The sequence below is a fragment of the Corynebacterium auriscanis genome (assembly GCF_030408435.1).
Classification (GTDB): Bacteria; Actinomycetota; Actinomycetes; order Mycobacteriales; family Mycobacteriaceae; genus Corynebacterium; species Corynebacterium auriscanis.
The window spans coordinates 2,553,088-2,576,249 of record NZ_CP047046.1 but is presented as its reverse complement, the minus strand read 5'-3'; the positions used below and the strand labels follow the sequence as shown (position 1 = coordinate 2,576,249).

The window sequence follows — 23,162 nt, the reverse complement described above, 5'->3', positions numbered from 1 at the left end:
CTTTAACGGGGTGTGAGCCGTCCTGCAGCGGCTTCTGCGCGGGCGTGATCTGGCAAACTGTCGAAGGCTAACCGGGCCAATCGGCGCTCGTCGGCATAGGCCAAACGCTCGATTAATTGATTGACCGGTAGCCAGGTGACTTCTGTTACTTCGGGGTCCTCATCATTGAGGTGCCCATCGACGAAGCGCAGCAGGTGGTGGTGGACAGTCTTGTGGATGCGAACGCCTTCGGAGATAAACCAGTAGTCAATCGTGCCCAATTCGCCGATGACTTTTCCGGCCACACCGGTTTCCTCCCAGACCTCGCGTTCCGCTGTGGCGTGTTGGGATTCATCTGGTTCTACGTGGCCTTTGGGCATCGACCACAGCAGGCGGCCGCGCCGGTCCAAGCGCCCAATGAGGGCCACGTAGATCTTAGACAAGTCCACGTCTCCATTGGGTCCCACGGCTTCTGCCAAGCCGGATAGGACTAGGCCACCCGCCGAAGTCTCCACGGAAATGGGCAGCTCTGAATGCATATCGTGGAATGCTTCGGTATCGCGTTCTGGGCGCTGGGTGATAGCAAAACCGGAATCGCGGGATTTGCCGTTGGGTCGCCTGGGGTTGTTGGCTCCACGGTTGTCAGCCCCGCCACGCCCAGCATTGTTCCGCCCGGAACCGTTGCGGCCACCGTTTCGCCCATTACCGTTGCGGCCACCGCCGTTGTGTGTGGCGCTGTTCTGGTTGCGTCCACCGCGCCGCGAGCTGCGTTGCTTGCGGTTGCCGCCCCCGTTGCCACCGTGGTTGGGATTGCTGTCCTTTTTATCCGACGCCCCACTGTTCCCCAGCTCCCGCGATCCCTGGGCGCCGGGGGACTCATTCAGGTTCTGTGAATTCTGAATGGAGTTGTTGTGGTTGGCATTGCCACGACCTCCGGGGCCACGCCCACCACGGCCACGGCCTCCACGACGGCGGCGCCGATTATTACCTCCGTTGCTTGGGCCGGGGATGTTCTGGTTCCGGCGCTCGCCGCGGCGGGCACCTGTGTTCCCCGATTCGGTGTGACCAGTAGTGGTTTCGTCAGTGTTCGACCTTCCCGCGTTCGATCCAGGGGCATTCGACCCGCCGGTCTTTGGTCCGGTGACTGTGGACCTGCTCGTGTTCGATTCACCAGCATGACCATTGCCACGATTGGACTTGTTTATGCCACCTTTACCGTTTGCTACACCCTTACCGTTGCCGGCATCGGGGCCGTGGTTGCGCGCAGCATTATTACTGGAATTGTCACGGGTGGGATTGCCCTGCGCGCGTTTTTGGTTCGGTCGTCGGGAACGCCGGTTCCGACGACGGCGCTGGCCGTCCGCGGCACCTTCGTTCTCATTCATTCTTATTAGGCTAGTCGGTTTAACCTAATTTATGGGAAACATGGCCGTGCCCTCCCCGTCGCGCTAACCTATCGCGCCAACCGGTCCCGTGCGTCAAGTCACCAAAGCACGCTCCCCAGATCCCGTTGTGCACCCACGAAACATACAAGGGCTAATCATCCCCCATTGACCGCACCTGTAAAGCCTGTCGCACGCTTTTGTAGAATCAACGGCGTGAACCACCAGCCAGAAAACCCCCGCACCCCCGCCACCATGATGGCGAACGCTTGGCAGGCTCTGGGTAAGCAGAACACAACTCTGCAGCCCCTCGCCAAGGCCTTTAACGCAGCCGGTTTCTCGCTGTTCTTGGTGGGCGGTTCGGTCCGCGATGCGCTGCTAGGCAGGTTGTCCCACGATCTGGACTTCACTACCGATGCGCGTCCGCAACAGATCATCGAGGTTGTGGAGCCTCTGGCCGAGAAGATCTGGGATACCGGCATTGAATACGGGACGGTCTCTGCCCTAATCAAGGGTGCGATGATTGAGATCACGACATTCCGCGCGGATCAATATGACGGTGATTCCCGCAACCCGCAGGTCACGTTCGGCGATACCTTGGAAGGCGACCTCATCCGTCGCGACTTCCGAGTCAACGCCATGGCTTTGGAGTTGAATCCCGACGGCGACCACCAGTTCCGTGACCCGCTGGGTGGCTTGGAGGACGCCGCTGCTGGGTTGTTGGACACACCGGATTCCCCCCACATTTCGTTTAATGATGACCCACTGCGCATGCTGCGTGCATGCCGGTTTGTCTCGCAGCTGGAATTCGCCGTGGCTCCCCGTGTCAGTGAGGCGATGGCTGCCATGGCGCCGGAGATTAAGCGCATCACCGTGGAGCGCGTAGCCGTGGAGCTGAACAAGTTGATGCTGGGCGTGGCTCCGTGGGAGGGCCTAGACCTGATGGTGGATTCGGGAATCGCCGAGTTCGTCATGCCGGAACTACCCGCGCTAAAAATGACGCAGGATGAACACCAGCAACACAAGGATGTCTACCGCCATTCTCTGCGGGTACTGCGCAACGCGGTGGAGCTGGAAACTAAGAACCAGTGGGAGCCCGATCTGGAGCTACGCATGGCGTCGCTACTCCACGATGTAGGAAAACCTGCGACCCGAGCTTTCACGGAATCTGGAACCGTAACCTTCCACCAGCATGAAGTGGTGGGTGCCAAGATGACCCGCAAGCGCCTGCAGAAGTTGAAGTATTCACGGCAGCTAGTAAAGGACATTTCGCAGCTAGTGTTTTTGCACATGCGTTTCCACGGCTACAGCGATGGTGGACCGCAGGGTGAATCGACGTGGACGGATGCCGCGGTGCGCCGATATGTCAACGATGCCGGTGAATTGCTGCCTCGCCTGCATCTTTTGGTGCGGGCTGATTGCACCACACGGAATAAACGGAAGGCCGATCGCCTGCAGCGCACCTACGACGGATTGGAACACCGGATCGCAGAACTACAAGAGCAGGAAGATCTGGCAGCGGTACGCCCCGACCTCGACGGCAACGCCATTATGGAGATCCTCAATCTGCCGCCCGGCCCGCAAGTCGGCAAAGCGTGGGCATACTTGAAGGAGCTACGCCTAGATCGTGGCCCGCTGTCTCGCGAGGATGCCATCGCTGAGCTGCGTGCGTGGTGGGCCGAGCAACAGGAGGCTAACTAATGGTTGACCGTTCTACTTCTTCTTTATCTGACGCCAACGAGCCCCGCGGCTCCCAACCCCAGCGAGCCGTTGATATTCGCCCGGGTGATGTGATCTACGTGCCTCCTCAGGTGATCTTCGATGATCGTAAGCGCGTGTTAGCCGGCGAGGTTCTGCTGGTCATCAGCGCCGATGAAGCCAACGTGGCAGGGGTGTATCTGGATCAGATGACGACAGAGGCGGTCGCGAACCAATTGCCCGCGCTGGCGCAGAAGCTGACGAAGCCGAAGGTGTTCTTCCTCGGTGGCGCGGATGTGCCGGGTGCAGTAGTGGCTATCGGCCAACTCTCCGCCGATGTCGATGTAGCGGCAACGGGTGCGGGAGATAATGCTGCAGAGGGTGCGGGAGATGATGCTGCAGAGGGGACTGAAAATGGCACGGAGCAACCCTCCGAGCGTGCTTTCCAACCTGCGATGATTTGTGACGGGCGTGCTCTTCTGATTGATGCAGAGGAGCGTTTGGCTCAGGTGGTGATCACCGAGAACCAGGATTTGGATGTGCCGGTGGAAAATCTGCGCCTATTCGTCGGATTCACGGAGTTAGCGCGTACGGAATTGGACGAGTGGCTGGCCGAGGGCTCCGTGCAGTTCCAGCGCGCGGTAGCGGAGGATGTATTCGGTTCTAAGCCGGGTGAGACGTGGCGGCAGTTGATGAAACGCCGCCCATTCCCGGAGAACCTGTTTTCCACGTGGGCAGAACACCCGGAACGCAACTAACACGTACCGCCGTAACCGCGGAGACTTGTTAGAGCCCTCGCCAATTCTGTGAGCATGGCTTGGCCAGTTTCGTAGGTACCGTCCGCGGGTTTCGCCGCAATAGCTACGCCAACGAAGCTGCCGGGTTTTTCACCTGGGATGAATCCGAACTGTCGGGTGAGGTAGCCGCCATTTTCGTCTGGCCCCCATCCGCCTTTGAAATGCGCACCGGGGATCGAACCCAACCCGTAATTCTGACCAGCGGCGATCTGCCCCATGAGATCACTGACTACGGATCCACCGGCTATGCACTGCAGATTTGCCGCGAACGTTGCTTGGTTCGCAAGCGACCAACGGGTTTGGCCGAAAGACGAGAAACCGGGGCGCGTGACCGCAGTGTGGATCGTGGTTACCTGGTCGCCACCCTCTCGCAGCACCATAGTGGCGGCCGCACCGGCTTGTGCAGGAGAACCAAGGGAGCGCCACAGGCTGTCAGCTGCCGCATTGTCCGACACGGTGATGGCTGAACGCATCGCTGGGGTAACACCGCCGTTCTTCGCAACCGCGATAGCCACGGGGATCTTCGCAGTGGACCACGCGGGCCCCTCATCCAACGAGCCGTAGCTAACCGGCGCGGTAGAACCGTTCCCGCGTGGATCACTGATAGCTAACCCAAGCTGGCCCGCGTATTTGCTCTGCACATGGCGGATTGCCGCGTTGAGATCTCCCGCCTGCTTTGCCCCCGGCGCGGGCTGGGAATCCCCAACGGTGGTCCTGGGCGCCGATTGTGTTGGGTTTGGCTTACGTGTGCTTGACCGGTCCCCACCCCTCCCCTCCTGAGGATCGGATTCGGCGTGGGATGCGGCGGACTGTTCAGAATCTGAGGAGCCACCGAAGCGCTCCTTATCGATCGTGCAGCCGGTAAGTACCAAGGCCGTGACCGTTGCCGCGGCTGCCAGGGCGAGGCCGCGGGTGACCATCGATCCAGTAGCGGGTTGCGGGGAAGTACTATGTCCTCGATAGGCACCCCCTGATTGACCGGGTGGCGTGCGCGGTTGCCAGGCTCGAATGCGCGCTGATGTCATAGTGTGCTCGCTCATGTTAAAGGATGTGAACCCGCGCGTTATTGCCACCGGAGCAGGTCACATAGGTGCCGTTGTCATGGCAGGACATGGTGTAGGTCTGGCCCGTTGTGGGACTGGTTGCCTCGACAGTGCCGTTGAGTTTATCGGTCTGGCGGTAGTAATCCACGAAGGCATCGCGCACATTGGTAGCGAACCCACACGTCGTGGTGTTTCCACCGTAATCCTCGGCGTAGGTCAAGTTAAGGTCCCCCGCTGCACCGGAACCCGCGCACTTGTTCCAAGATCCAGGTACTTCGAAGTCCCCAGCGCGCTTACTCTCGCTGGGTTTGGTGGACGTTTCGCTCTCAGTTGTCTCGTCTTCGGCCCTACTGGTTTTCGGGCCCGCGGATTCTCCAGCGCCCCCTGCGGAATTGGTTCGGTTGGTCGAAGGGGCGTCGCTACGAGAGCGATCACCAAAGAAGAAATACGCCGCCGCAGCAAGCAACAATAAGCTGAGGATAATGACCAAGATGCTGAGCACAATTGTTGAGGTGTTGCGCTGTGGTGGCGGGGTATCGGCACGATTGCGCGACCCGGGGCGACCTTGCGCGGGTGGGTGCTGTGGTGAATTCCGCGGTGGGCGCTGGTGCGGTCCCAACGGCCCCCCGGCAGGGGCTCGGTAGGCGCCATTGTTAGCAGGTTGCTTTCCCTGCTGGTACGGACTGTGCGAAGGTTCACCTTGCTGGTACGGACTGTGCGAAGATTCACCCTGCTGATATGGGCTGTGTTGAAATGGGCTCCGTGGGGCTTGGGGTTGCTGCATATAACGGTCGCCACCGGGCCCGAAATGGGCTTGACCTGCCGCTCCATAACCTTGCGCGGGGGCGCCCCACGAGCCGTTCGGATTGTAATCCCGATTGCCGAAACCCTGGTTGTCCTGAGCCGCACTTGTCGACCCGGGGCCCTTTTGGCCGTGACCACCGCGGTTGTAGTGCGGAGGTTCGCCGATGTGCGGGAACTGCTCGGTGTTGTCATTACCGTTTTTGGGCATCGTCAGCCTTTCTCTGGTGCGCTCCATCTGCGCAGCTACTCCCGGGCCGGGAGGTGTGTCGTTACTTGGTGGCGGACGCATTGAGAAAAGATGCTGGCCCGCACAGCGCTTTCTGCTCTTAAATTATCAAGAATGCATTGACCAGCGTTTCATACTCCCCAGATCCACTCGCGCCCTGAAGCAGCAAAACGGCGCTGTCGGTGTTCGGCGTAAGCTGACTCTCATGGCAACACCGGATTTTATTCTCGATCTACGCAAGCAGGTCGGGCACGCAGAACTGTGGTTACCGGGAGTTACGGCTATCGTGTTGAAACCCGTAGAGAACGACGCCCCGCTGTGGGCCGTTCCCGAGGTATTACTGGTTCAACGGGCCGATGACGGGCAGTGGACTCCCGTAACTGGGATCGTGGACCCGCGGGAAGAACCACACCGGGCGGCTGTACGGGAAGTGGCTGAGGAAACCGGTCTGACAGTGGAGCCCGCTGCCCTTCTGGGTGTGGGCCAAGTGGGGCCGGTGGAATACCCCAACGGTGACGTGGTCAGTTACGTGGACACGGCCATTCGCTTAGAGGTTCCGGATCCGGACGCGCCGGGTGCATTTGATGTGCACGTTAACGACGATGAATCAACGCGCGTGGATTGGTTTCCCATCAGCAACATGCCACCCATGCAACCGCGTTTCCGGTTGATCATCGCCGACGCTGCTGCGCAGATGAAACACCCCCAGGGATTCCGTCCCCGGATGGGTTACGTCAAGCGCAACTAACCAAGGTTACGCTGGCGCAATGGGCGCAGTTCCCTCAAACCCGGTTTATTGGGTTCCCACAACCAACCAAGACCACACCCATTAACCCAGCGCTGCAAACTGGAACCTCGCTCATTAAGAACACAACACTAACCAGGTTCACGTTCATGACGGAGGAAGAATGAAAATTGCGCTATTCGCCACGTGCATTGTGGACGCGATGTATCCGGAGGTCGCCAAAGATACGGTGCGTATCCTCGAGCGACTCGGGCACACCGTCGTCTTCCCCGAACAGCAAGCCTGTTGCGGACAGATGCACATCAATTCGGGAAAGTTCGCTCAAGCCTATCCGGTGGTGAAAAACCACGTAGAAGCCTTTGAGGGTGAATCGTGGGACTATGCGGTGGCTCCCAGTGGATCCTGCGTGGCGTCGCTAGGCCACCAGCACCCCATGATCGCCCAGCACGAAGGGGACGAAGACCTGGCGACCCGCGCCACCCAAATTGCAGATCGCACCTATGAATTAGCGCAATTCCTCACCGAAATTTGCGGTGTAGACAACGCGGCAGACCAGTTAGGCAGTTACTTTCCACACGCGGTGGCCTACCACCCGTCATGCCACGGAATGCGCTTGCTGCGTTTGGGTGACCGGCAGCGGGACCTGCTGGAAAGCGTAGAGGGGTTAACCTTGCGCCCCATTGAGCACGAGGATTCTTGCTGCGGATTCGGTGGAACATTTAGCGTGAAGAACTCCGGCGTATCCAGCGCCATGTTGGGTGACAAAGTGGAGGCCGTAATTGGGTCGCAGGCCGATGTGTGCACCGGCGGGGATGCCAGTTGTTTGATGCATATCGGTGGCGGACTGTCGCGCCAGGGACGGCTTACCCCGGGGGTTCGCGACACTCCATCGGCGGTACATATGGCCCGGATTTTGGCGTCGACCAAAGAAAACCCCCTGCGACTGCCAGCAGAAGGGGGCAAAGTGACAGGAGGTTCGCTGCGATGAAGGCATCATTGAATTCGGCTAAAAGTACACCGTTCAAGGGCACCCCATTGGGAATGCCATCGGTGCGGGGACAGGGGAATCTGTTCGAGGAATACCCCTTCCCGGAGGTTGCCGAGCACGAAATGGGCAACATGCAGATGCGCACCAACCTGCGGCATGCCACGCAGACGATTCGGAGTAAACGGGCTGCGCGCGTAGCGGAAATGCCAGATTGGCAACAGCTACGCGACGCGGGAGAGGCCATCAAGGAAGATGTGATGGCGCGGTTGCCGGAGCTGTTAGAGCAGTTCGAGCAACAATTCACGGCTCGTGGCGGCCATGTGCACTGGGCGCGGGATGCCGAAGAGGCCAACCAGATTGTGCGGCAACTGGTGGAGGACCACGCGCCGATTGGCGAGAGCGGTCAGCGCGAGGTCATCAAGGTCAAATCGATGGCCACACAGGAAATCGGGCTGAACGAGTACCTAGAAGAGCACAGTATTACAGCAGTAGAGACCGACTTGGCAGAGTTAATTGTGCAGCTGGGCGGGGATAAGCCATCGCATATTCTGGTGCCCGCGATTCACCGCAACCGCGATGAGATTCGCCAGATTTTCCTCAGCCAAATGGAGGATGTCAACCCCGAGCTCACCAATGACCCAGAGGCTTTGGCTGAGGCCAGCCGCAAGCACCTGCGGCAGAAGTTCCTCACCACGCCCGTGGCTATTTCCGGGGCGAACTTTGGAATCGCGGAAACCGGCACATTGTCGGTCGTGGAATCCGAGGGCAACGGGCGTATGTGCGTGACGGTGCCCGAGACTTTGATCACCGTGATGGGCATTGAGAAGCTGCTGCCGACGTTCCAAGACTTAGAAGTGTTCATGCAGCTACTCCCCCGCTCCAGCACTGGTGAGCGCATGAATCCCTATTCGTCGTTCTGGACTGGGGTGTCCGAGGGCGATGGCCCGCACAACGTCCACGTTGTTTTGCTGGATAACGGCCGCACGCGTGCGTTGGCGGATAGGTACGGCCGGCAGGCACTGCACTGTATCCGCTGTTCAGCCTGCATGAACGTGTGCCCGGTATATGAGCGCACGGGTGGGCACGCCTATGGTTCGGTCTACCCAGGGCCAATCGGCGCTATCCTCACTCCCCTCCTGACCGGTGTGGATGCTTCCGAGAATGGGTCACTCCCCTATGCTTCCAGCCTGTGTGGCGCGTGTTTCGATGCGTGCCCAGTGAAGATCAACATTCCGGAGATGCTGGTTCGCTTGCGTGCTCAAGATGTGGAGCAGAATCATCCGCTGGGCGGGCGCGTACCCACGTCGCAACTGGATGTGGCACTGGCCGGGGCGTCGTGGATGATGAGCGATGGTGCGCGCATGAATACCGTGGAGCGCGCGTTGCCCATCGCGAGCGGGCTTGCGCCTCAGAAAGGCCTGTTCAACTTACCGGGCGTGGCGGGCGAATGGACCCGATCGCGCGATATTCCCGCCCCGCCGAAGGAGTCTTTCCGCTCGTGGTGGCGGAGAAACCGTGGAGAGGATAATTGATCATGGCCGCTAAGCAGACAACGGCGAAACAGGATATTCTCGCGCGCATCAATTCTGCCCTTGGGCCTTCCGCCACCGGATCGCGGCCCGCTTCTGAGCCGTTTAGGTCTTATCGCCGCGACGGCTCCAGGCAAGGTGAAGAGCTGCGGTCTTTGCTGGTTGATCGCTTGGAGGATTACGACGCCACCGTGACCATCGTCGACGAAGCCGACCTGCCGGGTGTTATCCGTGACTTGGTGACTGGTGGGAGGTCCGAGCAGGGGTCTCTGGAACATGAATCGAATGCTGATGTGGAATCGGGGCCAGATGCTTCCCGCGATGATGTGATCATTGCGCCCACGGCGGTTCCGGACGAGTGGTTCAGGGAGCTTGAGGGCGCGGGACTTAGCGTGCTGCGGGATGGCGACGGTTCCGAACGCACTGGGCTAGCTGGTGCTGCTGGGGTAACCAGTGGTGCGGGGTTGGCTGGCGGCGCTGGGGTAACCAGTGGTGCGGGGTTGGCTGGTGATGCTGGGGTAACCAGTGGTGCGGGGTTGGCTGGTGATGCTGGGGTAACCAGTGGTGCGGGGTTGGCTGGCGGCGCTGGGTCAGTTGGCGGCGCTGGGCTAACTGATGACGCTGGGCGGCTTGGAAAAGCGCGAGCAGTCACCGCAGATTTCCTAACGCAGGAACAAATCAATGCAGCTGCTGCCGTCGTGACGGGGTCTGCGGTGACTATTGCCGATACAGGCACGATCGTGCTGGCGGGTGCGGAATCTGGGCGTCGAATCACAACATTGCTGCCGGATCATCACGTAGTAGTGGTGGCGGAATCCAGCATCGTAGAACTGGTCCCCCAAGCGATCACTTACCTGCGAGAACAAGGGCTGCACACAGAACCGATGACGATGGTCTCGGGGCCCAGTGCGACCGTGGATATTGAACTAATCCGCGTGCACGGTGTGCATGGGCCGCGGCAGTTAGATGTGGTGATTGTGGCGGATCGCTAAGGGGCTTCACGCTCACGCTCGCCAAGAGACTGCACGTTGATGGATAAGGGCTGATGCCAGATTATTGGTTGTCGATTGTGGAGTGGATGCGGTCGTCACGCATAGTGATGACTGCAATGAGACCGATAAGGGCAACGACCGAAACGTAAATGGGGAACACCCACGCTAGATTGATGTTCTTTAACCCTAGAGCCGCGTATTCTGCGGACCCACCGAAGAGGGAATTGCCCACGGCGTAGGTGAAGCCCACGCCGAGTCCGCGAACGTGTGTGGGAAACATTTCAGCTTTCAGAATGCCTGAAATTGAGGTGTAAAATGAAACGAAAACTAAAACGAAGAACACTAACCCGCCTGCAATCCAGACATTTTGCTGCCCTGTCAAGATCTTAAAAAATGGGATCGGCAGAATAACCATTGCAATGATGTAGATCAGCATCGTGTTCTTGCGCCCGATTCTGTCGGAGAGCCACCCGACGGCTGGTTGCAGGAGCATGAAAAGAAACAGGCACGCGGTCATGATCCGAGTGGTTTCTGCTTTCGAAATGTCATTAGTGTTGATGAGAAACTTCTGCATGTAGGTCGTGAATGTGTAAAACGTTAGGGACCCTACTGCAGTGATACCTAGCACGACGAGCACCGGGCGTGGGTAAGACAGGAGTTCCCGGAGACTTCCGGAATCATTCTTTGTTGTACTGCTTTCGTCGACGGTCTCCTCCAGTGTATTGCGCAACCATAGGGAAACCAGAGCAGCAATGGCACCCAGGACGAATGGTAGGCGCCACCATCCGTTAGATATCTGGTCTTCAGTCAGCACGGTACTCATGATGAGCGCTACCAAGCTGGCAAGAAGCTGGCCACCAATCAACGTGACGTATTGGAATGATGAATAGAAACCGCGCTTACCTGGGGGTGCAATCTCAGACATGTAGGTTGCAACAGATCCGTATTCTCCACCCACGGACAGTCCTTGGACACAGCGAACAAGCAGCAACAAAACAGGCGCGAGTGCACCCACGGTCGCGGCCGTGGGCAGTGAAGCGAGAGCTAATGAACCAGCGCACATCATCAATATGGCGATGAGCATGGACTTCTTACGTCCCTGCCGGTCGGCGATTCGCCCGAATATGTACCCACCCAATGGTCGCATAAGGAATCCGACAAAGAAGATCGCGGCGGTACTCATCAAAGCGCCAGTTTGGCCGGTTCCGGCGAAGAATCTCTCGGCAAAGTACACGCTGAAAAATGCATATGTGTAGAAGTCGAACCATTCCACCAGGTTGCCGCTGGAAGCCGCGATGATTGTTTTAGTCATCCGCTTACGATCAGTAGCAGAATCGCCACCATCGTGTTCCTCAGCCCTAGCCACTGACGCCCTTAATCTTGCGCTCTCGGTTCGTTCAGCCATAGTGTTTTTCCGTCTCGTTTGCTAAGTCAAAGCACTCTAACGCGGACCGGGCTCTGATAAGCACGTGTCCTTTGGTCAAAGCAACTAAATGGATACTCTATGCATCATCCCAAATAGCTTGTGCCTCTTTCATTAGCAACGTCTCGTTTCTCCCCCTATCCGAGGTGAGTACCTACCACGTCCGCGCGTCCTCAGCGATCTTGTCCCGCCCATCGGGGCCGGCTCCTTCGTCTACCCATTTCGCCAGGTAGGTAGAAGCCCGCATCGAACAGATAATCAATTGCACTTGGTGGAAAATCATCAGCGGCAGAATCAGTAGCCCCAAGCCACCGGAACCGAACATCACGGCAGCCATCGGCAAACCAGAGGCCAGAGACTTCTTTGTCCCGGCAAATTGGATCGCCACTTGGTCTTGGTAATTGAAGCCCATCGTGCGGGCCACGAAGCCGGTGATTGATAGCAGCAGGTACACCAGCACCACAGAGCCAATGACTAACCCGATCAAGGTCATCCAGCTTACGGAGCTCCACACACCTTCAACCACGCCTTCGGAGAAGCTCGTGTACACCACCAATCCAATGGAGATCTGATCCACCTTTTTCGTCAGTGGAGATGCCGCGAACTTGTGCACCCATGGGCGCAGCACCTGCCCCACCACAAACGGAAGCAACAATTGAACGGCGATGTTGATGAACGTGGAGGCGTCGATATGAAGGCCCCCGGAGTTGCTCATGAGAAGAAGCACCAGCAGCGGTGTAAACACCACACCCACCAGGGAAGAAACGCTGGCGGCGACGATGGACGCGGCAACGTGGCCACGTGCGATAGAGGTGAATGCTACGGAAGACTGCACAGTGGAGGGAACGAGGGTGCAAAACAGGATACCCAGGTACATTTCCTCGCCGACCACGGCCTTGAGAGGGTACATCGTCAACCCGATGAGCGGGAACATGACGAATGTAAAGATCATGATCAGGAGGTGCAGCTTCCAGTGCAGCAGGCCTTTCAGAGCTTCCTGGGGGCTCAACCGTGCGCCGTAGAGGAAGAACAACAGGCCAATTGCGATCTTCACGACCCAATCGGCAACGTCGGCAGCTTCACCACGAACTGGAACAATGAGCGCGGCAATCACCGCGACCACAATGAGGATGATGAGGAGATCCGGCCGGTAGCTAAGCACCCGCTGGATCACGCTGGGGGTTGTGTGATCGGACTTTCTCATTGCCTCAGGGTATCTAACATTTTTTCGACGCCTCCCCGTTTCGCCTTTTCAACCCCTTAATTGCACACCCGGGAGTCGGAAAAATGGAATTGGTTGGGAATAATTCTGCGGACGTTGGGGTTAAACCTCATATTCAATTTGCATCCAACCAAGGAGGAAGACCATGAAGACGATTGGTTTTATCGGAGCGGGCCTGATCGGAGCCACGGTTGCGCGTTTGTCAGTGCAGGCGGGTTACAACGTGGTGATGAGTAATTCCCGTGATCCTCGCACGCTGCTGCCCCTAACGCAGGCTCTGGGCCCCAACGCTCGGGTAGCCACCGCGGAAGAGGCCGCTGAGGCGGGCGATATCGTTGTGGTGACCATCCCCTTGAATGCTCTGAAGGATATTCCAACCGAGCCGCTAAAGGGCAAGGTTGTCATCGACACCAGTAACTACTACGAGCAGCGCGATGGGTTCATTGAGGAGCTCGCTAGCCGTAAGATCACGACCTCACAGATTCTGCAGGACCGCGTGCCGGAGGCGAAGGTTGTGAAGACATTTAACAACATCAACTTCCGTCACCTGGGTGAATTGGCCCGCCCGGCCGATGCCAACGAACGGACGTCGCTGGTCATCGCTGGTGATGATGAATCCGCCAAGGACGAGGTTCGCCGGTTCTTGGACTCGATTGGTTACGGCACGGTCGATGCGGGTCCGTTGTCGGAAGGCTGGCGCTATGACAACGGGCAACCTGCTTACGGCCAGCCTTACCTGCCAGAGGGTGCGAATCCCACCTCGCTATTGGATATGGGCCCAGGTCACTTGGCCACTGACGAGGAAATCAAGAAGGCGCTGGAAGCTGCTACGAGGTAGCGGTAACTAGTGCCCCATCGAGTTCGGAGGTGGTGGTTTTCGGGATGAGCATGCTGGTCAGCACGCTTACTCCCAACACCACTGCCCCGGCGATGAACGCGGTGGTGTAACCCGCCGTGGAATCCGATCCGGCCGGAGATCCGGCTACCATGAAAACCGGCAAGATAGCGAAGGATAGTCCGGCGCCTAGGTTGAAGGCTGCGGAGTTCATACCTGGCAGGAATCCCTCGTAATCCTTCGGGGAATTCACCACACCCAGGTTGTTCAGGACGATGTTTCCGATGCCCGCGTAAGTAACACCCAGCAGGATCACCACGGCGATGAGCGTTAGCTTGGAGTGCACGCCCACAAAGGCCAACACCAGCAGCAGTAGTGCGGAGGCTAGGTTGGCGATGCGGATCAAGCGGGAGTAACCAATTTTTGGCGCTAGACGGCCTGCGAAGGGGCCGACGAACCAGCCGACCAGTGCATAAGGTGTGAGCATCACAAGGCTGGCGAAGTCGGGCTTCATGCCGAATCCCGCATCGGCGTTTTGTGCCAGAGAGATTGCCACGCCGTTGACGGCTGCGAACACGCCGGTCATCGTCAACACTGTGGTAAGCAGCAGCGCCCATGTTTGGCGCAGGCGCAGGTACTTCGGTGCAACCAGTGGCTGGTCGTGCTTGTTTTCCCATGCCCAGAACAAGGCAAACACCAGCAAGCCACCCAAGATCAACCACCCCACCAGCATCCAGTTTGCACCAGCGGGCAGGGAGGCCTTGCCGATCTCATTGGCGGCCATGGTCAGCGAGAGCACGGAGATCACCAGCAAAACCGCTCCCAGCCAATCCATCTTCACGTTGTCGGAAGGCTTCGATTCGGGCGCCCACATGGCCACAACCGCGGTGGCGATGGCGCCGATAATGCCGATCAGCCAAAACACGGAACGGAAGCCCCAGTTCTCAGCCATCCAGCCGGAGATCAGAACGTCCAAACCGGCCACGCCACCGTTGACGGCAGCGATAAGGCCCATGAGTGTGCCTAGACGCACTTCTTCTTTCACCTGGCTGCGCAAGATGATCAACGTCATTGGGATGGTGGGACCGGCGATGCCCTGCATGGCGCGCGCAGCCATCAACACGCCCACATTCGGGGCCAGAGCTGCGATGATTCCGCCAACGGCCATCACCGCCAGCATTACGATCAGCACCTTGCGTCGGCCGATGATGTCCGACAGGCGTGGCAGGAATAGGCCACACATGGCACCGCCGGTGAAAAACGCGGTTTGGGATAGGCCCACGGTGGATTCGTCAGTATTCAGCTCTTCGGCCATGGTGCGAAGCACCGGTGACAACATGGAGGCATTGAGCTGGAACGCGACGGCGGCGGTGATCAGCACCGCCATGAGCAGCGGCAAACCACCTTTCCTCGAGTCAATGGGATCTGCAGTGGTTAGGGCAGCTGGCGTGGTCATGGGTTAGAGATTATCGCACCCCGGGCCGTAGCGTTAACCTCGAAAACCTGTGTTGCCGATTCGGCGTAGGGCGTCGACTAAAAGATCAAAGAAACGTTCCACATCAACATCCACACCCACACGGTGACGCACCGGTTCCTGCATTTCGCCGTAAGTTTCCAATCCCGCGGCCGCGTAGTCATCAGATAGGCCCAACGCAGAAGGATCACCGGGGTTCTCCGCAGTCTGGTGCTGTGCGCCCCAAGTGCGGCGAAGGTCCACGACTGTCATTCCGCGGGTGAATTCACCGCGAGTTTCTACTGCGACGGGTGCTGCCACCGTGGTTAGTACCTCTGGGTCGGCAACGGCGGCGACGGCAAGGGCATCGTGCAACGGTGGTCCCGGGTAGCGGCGCAGGTCCATGTAGGACGTGCCGAAGAATTCCACGAGTTCTGCCACGAACTCCGCCACATCGGTGCCCACTTCCCGGATCTGCTTCATCCGCGCGGGCACGGCGAGCACCTTGTGCGTGACGTCCAATCCCACCATCGTCACAGGCCAGGCGGCATCAAACACGATCTTGGCCGCCTCGGGGTCGGCCAGGATGTTGAACTCTGCCGCGGGGGTCATGTTGCCGGTGTGGTGCCCGCCACCCATGAGTGTCACCCCGGCCACACGTTCCACGAGGTGTGGGTACGTGCGTGCGAAGAGCGCAATATTCGTAAGTGACCCGGTGGGTACCAGCCTGATTGTCCCCGGTTCCGCTTGTTCGATAATGTGCGCCATCAGCTCAATTGCGTGGGCTTTTTCTAATTCGACGCCCGCCTCTGGCAACTGCGGTCCATCCAAGCCACTTTCACCGTGGATGGCCTCGGGGATCAGCTGGGGTGCAACCAGGGGGCGGTCAGCTCCAGCAGCGAAGGGCACACCGGTGATCTTGCCCACGCGGGCAAGAGCCCGCGCGTTGGCGGTGACCTTTTCGAGCGTTTGGTTACCTGCCACAGTGGTGACCGCAATCAGGTCGATGTTGGGATTCCCCCAGGCCAAAAGCATGGCAATGGCGTCATCGTGGCCGGGATCGCAGTCTAGGATGATCCGGCGCGGGGTGGAACAGTCTCCCGTTGCGTGGGTGCTGGTAGCTGCGGTGGTCGTCATCGGTTTTCTCCTTCAAGTTTGGCAGCGCCGTCCGCTGCCAATGTACGTACTTCCTGGCCCGTAACGTAAGAACCAGCCGCGCCGGGCTTTTGAGTGGCTAGGGAACCCGCGGCGACAGCCAGTCTCGTGGCCTCCGCCAACGAAGCGCCCGTCGCAACGGCCGCTGCCAACGTTCCGCAGAAAGCATCCCCCGCCCCGGTAGTGTCCACGATCGTGTCCACCTTCGGGGCGGGAACGCGGGTCACTCCATCGCTATCGATGACCGCAGCACCTTCGGCACCCAAGGTCACGACAGCGCTGCGCGAAACCCGGGCGAGCGCGGTGAAAATTTCCTCCATCGGAGTTTCGCGCGACACCCCGGTGATATCGGCGGCTTCCAGCTCATTGAGGATCAGCGGATCAGCCGCCGCCACGAGATCGGGATCCTTTGTTGTCACGGGCGCCAAGTTCAAAAACAGCCGCGCACCAGCAGCCTTGGCGAGCGCCGGAAGCTCCGCGGAATGAGCGGGTGTCAGCTCTCCCTGGGCCAGCACCACTGGCATTGGGCGGGTGGCGGAAAGCTCCTTCACCAGGTCCACATGTGCTGCGGGGTTGGTCAGCTCGTTCGCCCCAGATGTGACGATGATGATGTTCTCCCCGGAGGCGTCATTCATAATGAAAGCCTGACCAGTGGGTTCGTTGGTCCGGGCAATGAATTCCGTGTTCACGCCATGCTGCTGCAGCTCCTTGATCGCCAACAGCGCCAGCGGATCCAAGGGCTCGGTGGGATTATTTGCGCTGGTCTGCCCCACGGAAGCCAGCAGCAGGGTCTCCACCCCCATGTGAGCGGAAGCCACCGCCTGGTTGGCCCCCTTTCCGCCCAACCCCTGCAGACCGCGCCGGCCGATCACCGTCTCTCCCGGTGTGGGGAATTGTTGCAGGCCCACAAAGGTATCTACGTTGATGGACCCACACACCACCACGACGGGTGATTGATCTTGAATATCCCCCGCCGCCCCGCTCGGCCCCAGCGAAGCATTGGCTGTTTGGTTTCCGTGCCCGTTATCCATGTGCTCGATCGTAGTTCACACTTCGGACACCCGTCGGGCGCCCCTAGGCCGGTGCAATTAATCGCGCACAACGGCGATCGCAATCTGCACGCGGTTGCTGACCTGCAATTTCTCCAGAATCCGCGCGACATGGGTCTTCACCGTAGGGATGCTGATGTACAGCTTTTCAGCGATCTCGGCATTACCCATTCCCTGCGCGATGAGCAGCGCCAACTCCTTTTCGCGTGGGCTCAACACGTCCAAGCGGCGCGCAGCCGGGGACCCCTCAAAGCCCGCACCGGTCTTCGCAGTCACTGGCTCCCCTCCCCCATCGCTCGCCGCCGAGCCACCGCCTATACCGCCATCCCGTCCATGGCCAGCCATCCCAACCAGCTTCGATAGCACCTCGGCGCTTAGCAGTTGCTGGCCTGCCGCAGCCGCTTTGACGCTCCGCACCAGCGCCTCCGGAGCGGTCGTCTTCAGCAGGAATCCCACCGCCCCCGCCTCCAGCGATCGCAGAATAAACGCATCTGTATCGAAAGCCGTCAGCATAATGACCGGCACGTCTATCCCCAGCTCTCGAAGCGTGGCGACCGCCTCAATGCCCGTCATGACCGGCATGCGAATGTCCATCAGCACCACGTCTGGCCGCTTGCGCTGAATGACTTCTATAGCCATCTTGCCGTTGCTGGCCTCCCCCACCACGTCGATGCCCTCGGCGCCATCCAGCATCAGCACCAACCCTTTCCGCAACAGCGCCTCATCATCGATAACGGCAATTCGGGTCGCTTCTCCACTGGTTGTCATCTACGCATCCTTTTTCGTCGCGGTGCTTAGTTTTTTATCCGACGCCAACGGCAGCCTAACCTCTACCGTGAACTGGCCCGCATTCACCCTGGTCTCGAAAGACCCGCCACTGAGCTTCACGCGTTCCGCCAAACCTGTCAGGCCCAGATGGGCAGAATCCGAGAGGAAACTGGCCCGGTTCGCGGAATTATTCAACGGCAAGGGGTTCGAAAGCTGCAGAAAGAACCACTGTCCGTGATCACTGCGGCGCCGAGCAGTAATGGATACGGTCTGGCCGGGGGCATGCTTGCGCGCATTAGTCAGGCATTCCTGAACCACCCGATGCAGGGCGTGCGTAGCCAGCGTGTCCAACTCGGATGGGTCGGGAGCATCACTGATATCCAGCGCGATGGAGTTACCAGCAGCACGTGCTTGCTCTACCAATTGCTCCAGGTCGAGGCGTGGATCCACGTCCTGCGGCCCATCCTCATGGAGGGCTGTAAGGACTGTCTTCAGTTCCTCGACCGCAGCCTCAGCCTGTTCCCTAATGGTTGTCGCAGTCTGGCGGACCGAGGTGGCGTCGAGATTGTCCCGAAAAGCCAACGCGCCCGAATGTACGGCGATGAGGCTCAGCCGGTGAGACAGCGAGTCGTGCATATCCCGGGCAATCCGGGTGCGCTCTTCACGTTGAGCCAGGTGGCGTTGCTGGTCGATGTGTTCCGAGGAGAATCGTGCTTCCTCCATCAGGTGCCACCATTCGGTGCGAGCTCGGCCACGGTGCAGACCAATAAAAACGGCAGGTGATAGGACCAAAAGCGGTGCGCAGAGGTAACCGAGGATATACCAGAGATCCTTGTCTAACAGGCTCTCGGAGGTGGCCGGGGACCAGGAGAGGTAGAGGTCGGCACTGGCGGAAACAAAGAAAGCGCCCGCGGCCATCCACGTCCACTTGCTTAAAGGTCGGGCGGCCAGAGAGATAGCGGCGGCGAAGATGAAGGGTGCCGCACCGGAAGAAAATGCCAGCGCAGCCAACACGACATTAGCGATCATGGCCCAACGCGGGCCAGCGAAAACCCGTTGGGGATCTGTATGTGGCTGAGTGAGTTCGCGGGGATCGTGCCGCAGCGCAATAGGAAAAACGATAACGGCAGCAATGAACGCCATAAACTGGGCCACCATATAGAAGCCATACCCGATCGGAACGTCCCGATGGGCGTTCGTAAATTCGTCGAGAACCTCGCCAGTGCCCCACATCTGAAGTATCAGGCCGATGAGGATCAATCCGGTGCTGAACAGGAAATACGTCCACTTCGGGCGAACGAATTTCTGCCGAGCTACGTCAATCATTTCCACGCGGTGCATGACTGTCACAGTAGATTCGGCTTACTCGGTAGACTATCGGCCGAAGGAACGATTTATGGGAAGGCCACGTTGGGGGCGTGGGTGAGTTATATATTGCGTTGCGCTACCGCGCGCCGAGCAGCATCCATATCCACCTGGGGCTTGGCGGTGGTCGTCGCAGAAGTTTTGGCTGCATCGAAGGCCGCTCCCCCGCCCTCACACGAACCGTTGAGTGCACAGGAACCGCAAGCGTTTCCGCTCGCACATGCTTCGGCGCTGGCGACGTCCCCGCAACTGTCGGTGCCGGAATCGGCAGCCCCACTGCCGCCGCAGCAGCCACCCGCGGCATCCTCAGCAGCGACTTCCGCGTGCAGCCGCTGGGCGTCAACCCGGGCCATAGTGTGAGAAGCCAACGCCGCACCCAACCCCAATAGGAACACGGCACCGACCACCAGCAAAGCCAGGACCAGCCACATCCAACCGGAAACCCTCGCGCTCAGAAGTGCTGCGCCTAGGAGGACCGCACCTGCGCCCGCCCAGGCCGGCCCCGCGATTTTGTGTCCCATGATCCAGTTCTCTTTGGACTTACGAACCTCGGGAATCCGCAGGCCAACCGCGGAATTTCCGGGTAGGTTGCCCGTCAGCGCCATAATCCCCACTGTTAGAACAGCGATCCCAAGAATTGCCAGGACAATTGTCAGCACGATCATGCGTTTTAGTGTATTCCGCGTGCAATGGATTCACTAATTCTCGATAAGTCGGCGATGGAGGGCCGGGCGGGCGATCACAACAGGGCTTGTCACCACAATGTCTGCTCTACCCACTACAATTGCCAAGCATGAATACGCCTGCAGATAACTCTTTCCGCTACACCCCTGAGCTGGCGGCGCAGATCGAACAGCGCTGGCAGAAGCACTGGGCTGACCAGGGGACATTTAACACGCCCAACCCCGTGGGCGCGCTCGCCTCCGATAGCGGTAAGGACCTTCCGCAGGACCGTAAGTTCATCCAGGACATGTTCCCCTACCCCTCCGGTGTTGGTCTGCACGTTGGCCACCCGCTGGGTTATATCGCCACTGATGTGTACGCGCGCTTCCAGCGCATGAACGGGGCGAATGTTTTGCACACGCTGGGTTATGACGCATTTGGCCTGCCCGCCGAGCAATATGCTGTGCAGACCGGCACGCACCCGCGCACCACGACCATGGCCAATATCGAAAACATGGAGCGTCAGCTTGGGCGTTTGGGTCTGGGCCACGACAAGCGCCGCGCGGTGGCCACCACGGATGAGGACTTCTACCGCTGGACGCAGTGGATTTTCCTGCAGATTTACAACTCGTGGTTTGACCCGGAGGCCACCAACGAATCCGGTTCGAAGGGCAAGGCCCGTCCCATCGCGGAGCTGGAGGCAAAACTAGCTTCCGAGCGCGATGATTGGGCCACTCTCACTCCTGCACAAAAGCAGGCAATTCTCGACGAGTACCGCTTGGTGTACCGCTCTAACTCCACGGTGAACTGGTGCCCTGGTTTGGGAACTGTGTTGGCGAACGAGGAGGTCACAGCCGACGGGCGTTCCGAACGTGGCAACTTCCCCGTCTTCCGTAAGAACCTGCAGCAGTGGATGATGCGCATCACTGCGTATTCGGATCGCCTCATCGACGATCTCGATTACTTGGATTGGTCGGAGAAGGTCAAGTCCATGCAGCGTAACTGGATTGGTCGCTCGCGCGGCGCGGAGGTCACCTTTATTTCCGACGCCACCCAAGCCACAACCGGTGAATCCGCCGAAATCAAGGTCTTCACCACGCGCCCGGACACCCTGTTCGGCGCGACTTACATGGTGCTGGCACCGGAACACGAGTTGGTGGACCAGTTCGTGGCAGCCGCAGCTGCAGCGCATGGTGGTGATTCCGCTGGCGCATACGAAGGCGTGAACGAGCGTTGGACGTATGGTCAGTCCTCCCCTGCTGCTGCAGTGGAGGCATACCGCGACGCCATTTCCGCGAAGTCGGATTTGGAACGCCAGGAGAATAAGGAAAAGACTGGCGTGTTCCTGGGCGTGCACGCCACCAATCCAGTCAACGGCAAGCCTGTTCCAGTGTTCATCGCCGACTACGTGCTGACCGGCTACGGCACGGGCGCGATCATGGCCGTGCCGGCCCATGATGAACGCGACTATGAGTTCGCTCAAACATTTGATTTGCCAATCGTTGAGGTTCTCCAGGGTGGAAACACCCAGGTCGAAGCCTTTACCGAGGATGGACCGCATATAAACTCTGCCAACGAATCCGGTCTCGACCTCAATGGCCTGGGCAAGGAAGAGGCGATCGCCAAGGCGACGCAGTGGTTGGAACAGCGTGGCGTCGGTACAGAAAAAATTCAGTACAAGCTGCGCGACTGGCTGTTCGCGCGCCAGCGTTACTGGGGCGAGCCATTCCCGATCGTGTACGACGAGGACGGTGTGGCGCACGCGCTGCCGGAGAGCATGTTGCCCGTCGTGCTGCCCGAAGTAGAGGATTACAAGCCCGTTAGCTTTGATCCGGATGACAAGAATACTGAGCCACAGCCACCACTGGCGAAGGCCAAGGAATGGGTTGAGGTTACGCTGGATCTGGGTGATGGCGAAAAGACCTACTGGCGCGATACCAACGTCATGCCGCAATGGGCGGGTTCCTCGTGGTACCAACTGCGATACATCGATCCGAAGAACGACAATGCCCTGGTAGATATCGAAAATGAACGATACTGGGTGGGTCCGCGCGAGGGGCGCCCGGCCGGTGGTGTGGACCTGTACGTCGGTGGTGTGGAGCATGCCGTGCTGCACCTGTTGTACTCCCGCTTCTGGCACAAGGTGCTCTTTGACCTTGGGCACGTGAGTTCCTTTGAGCCTTACCACCGCCTGTACAACCAGGGCTACATCCAGGCGTATGCCTACACGGATTCCCGTGGCGTGTACGTGCCTGCCGAGAACGTGGAGGAACGCGACGGCAAATTCTTCTACACCCCAGCCGATGGTGGTGCAGAAGTTGAGGTCACCCAGGAATACGGAAAGATGGGCAAATCCCTGAAGAACTCCGTTTCTCCCGATGAGATCTGCGATAACTACGGTGCAGACACCTTGCGTGTGTACGAAATGTCCATGGGGCCACTGGATACATCCCGCCCGTGGGCTACAAAGGATGTAGTGGGTGCGCAGCGCTTCCTGCAACGCGCGTGGCGCTTGGTGGTGAATGAAGGCACGGGCGAGGCCCATGTTTCAGAAGCTGAGTTGACCGATGACGACAACCGCGCTCTGCACCGCGCGGTGGCCGGAATTCACGAGGATTACACGGAGCTGCGCGACAATACGGCCGTGGCCAAACTCATCGAATACGTAAACTATCTGACGAAGACCTACTCCGGTGATGCTCGGGCCCCGCGGGCCGCGGTGGAGCCGCTGGTTCAAATGATGTCACCGGTGGCGCCACACATTGCGGAAGAGATGTGGGAGAAGCTGGGCCACCAAGGCGGACTGACCTACGTGGCTTTCCCAACGTGGGATGAAAAATGGCTGGCAGACGACACGATCGAGTTACCAGTCCAGGTCATGGGTAAGCTGCGCGGACGCATCACCATCGCTGCTGATGCCTCCCGCCAGGATATTGAAAAAGCCGCCTTGGAAGAGCCCAACGTGGTTGGTCATATCGAGGGCAAGACGGTAGCGAAAATCATCGTTGTGCCAGGGAAGATGGTCAACATCGTCGCAAAATAGGGG

19 protein-coding genes are annotated in these 23,162 nt (G+C 59.1%); 8 read left to right on the top strand and 11 right to left on the bottom strand.

Going from position 1 to position 23,162, the window contains the following annotated elements; all coding sequences use genetic code 11:
• Nucleotides 1-2: 2 nt before the first annotated feature.
• The gene (locus tag CAURIC_RS10935) at nucleotides 3-989 is read right to left on the bottom strand and encodes an NUDIX hydrolase (protein ID WP_052095155.1); all 987 of its coding nucleotides are present in this window, start codon (nucleotides 987-989) and stop codon (nucleotides 3-5) included.
• A gap of 627 nt (nucleotides 990-1,616) precedes the next feature.
• Here CAURIC_RS10935 and CAURIC_RS10930 point away from each other — a divergent pair.
• Together CAURIC_RS10930 and CAURIC_RS10925 are read left to right on the top strand one after the other, a co-directional pair.
• Nucleotides 1,617-3,062: a CCA tRNA nucleotidyltransferase gene (locus CAURIC_RS10930; protein WP_290183441.1), complete on the top strand. Its 1,446-nt coding sequence runs from the start codon at nucleotides 1,617-1,619 to the stop codon at nucleotides 3,060-3,062.
• The gene (locus CAURIC_RS10925) at nucleotides 3,062-3,817 is read left to right on the top strand and encodes a YqgE/AlgH family protein (protein WP_052095134.1); all 756 of its coding nucleotides are present in this window, start codon (nucleotides 3,062-3,064) and stop codon (nucleotides 3,815-3,817) included. The genes CAURIC_RS10930 and CAURIC_RS10925 overlap by 1 nt, the downstream gene beginning before the upstream one ends.
• Here the strand turns inward: CAURIC_RS10925 and CAURIC_RS10920 are convergent.
• Together CAURIC_RS10920 and CAURIC_RS10915 are read right to left on the bottom strand one after the other, a co-directional pair.
• Nucleotides 3,814-4,776 (bottom strand): serine hydrolase, encoded by a 963-nt coding sequence (locus tag CAURIC_RS10920; RefSeq protein WP_035115396.1) that lies wholly within the window; start codon nucleotides 4,774-4,776, stop codon nucleotides 3,814-3,816. The two genes, CAURIC_RS10925 and CAURIC_RS10920, sit on opposite strands and share 4 nt — an antisense overlap.
• A gap of 121 nt (nucleotides 4,777-4,897) precedes the next feature.
• The gene (locus CAURIC_RS10915; protein ID WP_290182808.1) at nucleotides 4,898-5,938 is read right to left on the bottom strand and encodes a hypothetical protein; all 1,041 of its coding nucleotides are present in this window, start codon (nucleotides 5,936-5,938) and stop codon (nucleotides 4,898-4,900) included.
• 196 nt (nucleotides 5,939-6,134) lie between these two features.
• Between CAURIC_RS10915 and CAURIC_RS10910 the strand changes: the two genes are divergently transcribed.
• The 4 genes from CAURIC_RS10910 (at nucleotide 6,135) to CAURIC_RS10895 (ending at nucleotide 10,183) form a co-directional block, all read left to right on the top strand.
• A complete protein-coding gene (locus CAURIC_RS10910; protein WP_035115394.1) occupies nucleotides 6,135-6,677 on the top strand; it encodes an NUDIX hydrolase in 543 nt (180 codons plus the stop codon).
• Between the two features lie 160 nt (nucleotides 6,678-6,837).
• On the top strand, nucleotides 6,838-7,662 hold the full coding sequence (locus CAURIC_RS10905) for a (Fe-S)-binding protein (protein ID WP_035115392.1): 825 nt from the start codon (nucleotides 6,838-6,840) through the stop codon (nucleotides 7,660-7,662).
• Nucleotides 7,659-9,194: a LutB/LldF family L-lactate oxidation iron-sulfur protein gene (locus tag CAURIC_RS10900; protein ID WP_235700812.1), complete on the top strand. Its 1,536-nt coding sequence runs from the start codon at nucleotides 7,659-7,661 to the stop codon at nucleotides 9,192-9,194. The genes CAURIC_RS10905 and CAURIC_RS10900 overlap by 4 nt, the downstream gene beginning before the upstream one ends.
• Before the next feature lie 2 nt (nucleotides 9,195-9,196).
• The gene (locus CAURIC_RS10895) at nucleotides 9,197-10,183 is read left to right on the top strand and encodes a LutC/YkgG family protein (protein ID WP_290182806.1); all 987 of its coding nucleotides are present in this window, start codon (nucleotides 9,197-9,199) and stop codon (nucleotides 10,181-10,183) included.
• A gap of 61 nt (nucleotides 10,184-10,244) precedes the next feature.
• On the opposite strand, the gene CAURIC_RS10890 is transcribed toward CAURIC_RS10895, so the two are convergent.
• Nucleotides 10,245-11,588, bottom strand: coding sequence for an MFS transporter (locus CAURIC_RS10890; RefSeq protein ID WP_290182804.1), 1,344 nt, complete (start codon nucleotides 11,586-11,588; stop codon nucleotides 10,245-10,247).
• Nucleotides 11,589-11,760: 172 nt separating this feature from the next.
• Nucleotides 11,761-12,810, bottom strand: coding sequence for a bile acid:sodium symporter family protein (locus CAURIC_RS10885; protein ID WP_035115390.1), 1,050 nt, complete (start codon nucleotides 12,808-12,810; stop codon nucleotides 11,761-11,763).
• A gap of 163 nt (nucleotides 12,811-12,973) precedes the next feature.
• On the opposite strand from CAURIC_RS10885, the gene CAURIC_RS10880 reads away from it, so the two are divergent.
• Nucleotides 12,974-13,666 carry an NADPH-dependent F420 reductase gene (locus tag CAURIC_RS10880; RefSeq protein WP_035115388.1) on the top strand — a complete coding sequence of 231 codons (693 nt, stop codon included), beginning with the start codon at nucleotides 12,974-12,976 and terminating at the stop codon, nucleotides 13,664-13,666.
• Here CAURIC_RS10880 and CAURIC_RS10875 read toward each other — a convergent pair.
• From CAURIC_RS10875 to CAURIC_RS10850, 6 genes are all read right to left on the bottom strand, one after another.
• A complete protein-coding gene (locus CAURIC_RS10875; RefSeq protein ID WP_035115383.1) occupies nucleotides 13,656-15,119 on the bottom strand; it encodes an MFS transporter in 1,464 nt (487 codons plus the stop codon). The genes CAURIC_RS10880 and CAURIC_RS10875 overlap by 11 nt on opposite strands.
• 33 nt (nucleotides 15,120-15,152) lie before the next feature.
• Entirely contained in the window at nucleotides 15,153-16,253 is a 1,101-nt protein-coding gene (locus CAURIC_RS10870) for a nucleoside hydrolase (RefSeq protein WP_052095132.1), read from the bottom strand.
• Nucleotides 16,250-17,302 (bottom strand): ribokinase, encoded by a 1,053-nt coding sequence (locus CAURIC_RS10865; RefSeq protein WP_290182799.1) that lies wholly within the window; start codon nucleotides 17,300-17,302, stop codon nucleotides 16,250-16,252. The genes CAURIC_RS10870 and CAURIC_RS10865 overlap by 4 nt, the downstream gene beginning before the upstream one ends.
• A gap of 57 nt (nucleotides 17,303-17,359) precedes the next feature.
• Complete coding sequence (locus CAURIC_RS10860) at nucleotides 17,360-18,088, bottom strand: response regulator (RefSeq protein ID WP_035115381.1); 729 nt, start codon at nucleotides 18,086-18,088, stop codon at nucleotides 17,360-17,362.
• Complete coding sequence (locus CAURIC_RS10855) at nucleotides 18,089-19,429, bottom strand: sensor histidine kinase (RefSeq protein WP_052095130.1); 1,341 nt, start codon at nucleotides 19,427-19,429, stop codon at nucleotides 18,089-18,091.
• A gap of 86 nt (nucleotides 19,430-19,515) precedes the next feature.
• A complete protein-coding gene (locus CAURIC_RS10850) occupies nucleotides 19,516-20,118 on the bottom strand; it encodes an SdpI family protein (RefSeq protein ID WP_035115379.1) in 603 nt (200 codons plus the stop codon).
• A gap of 128 nt (nucleotides 20,119-20,246) precedes the next feature.
• Here CAURIC_RS10850 and CAURIC_RS10845 point away from each other — a divergent pair, with 128 nt between their 5' ends.
• Complete coding sequence (locus CAURIC_RS10845) at nucleotides 20,247-23,159, top strand: leucine--tRNA ligase (protein WP_035115377.1); 2,913 nt, start codon at nucleotides 20,247-20,249, stop codon at nucleotides 23,157-23,159.
• The last annotated feature ends 3 nt before the right edge of the window (nucleotides 23,160-23,162 follow it).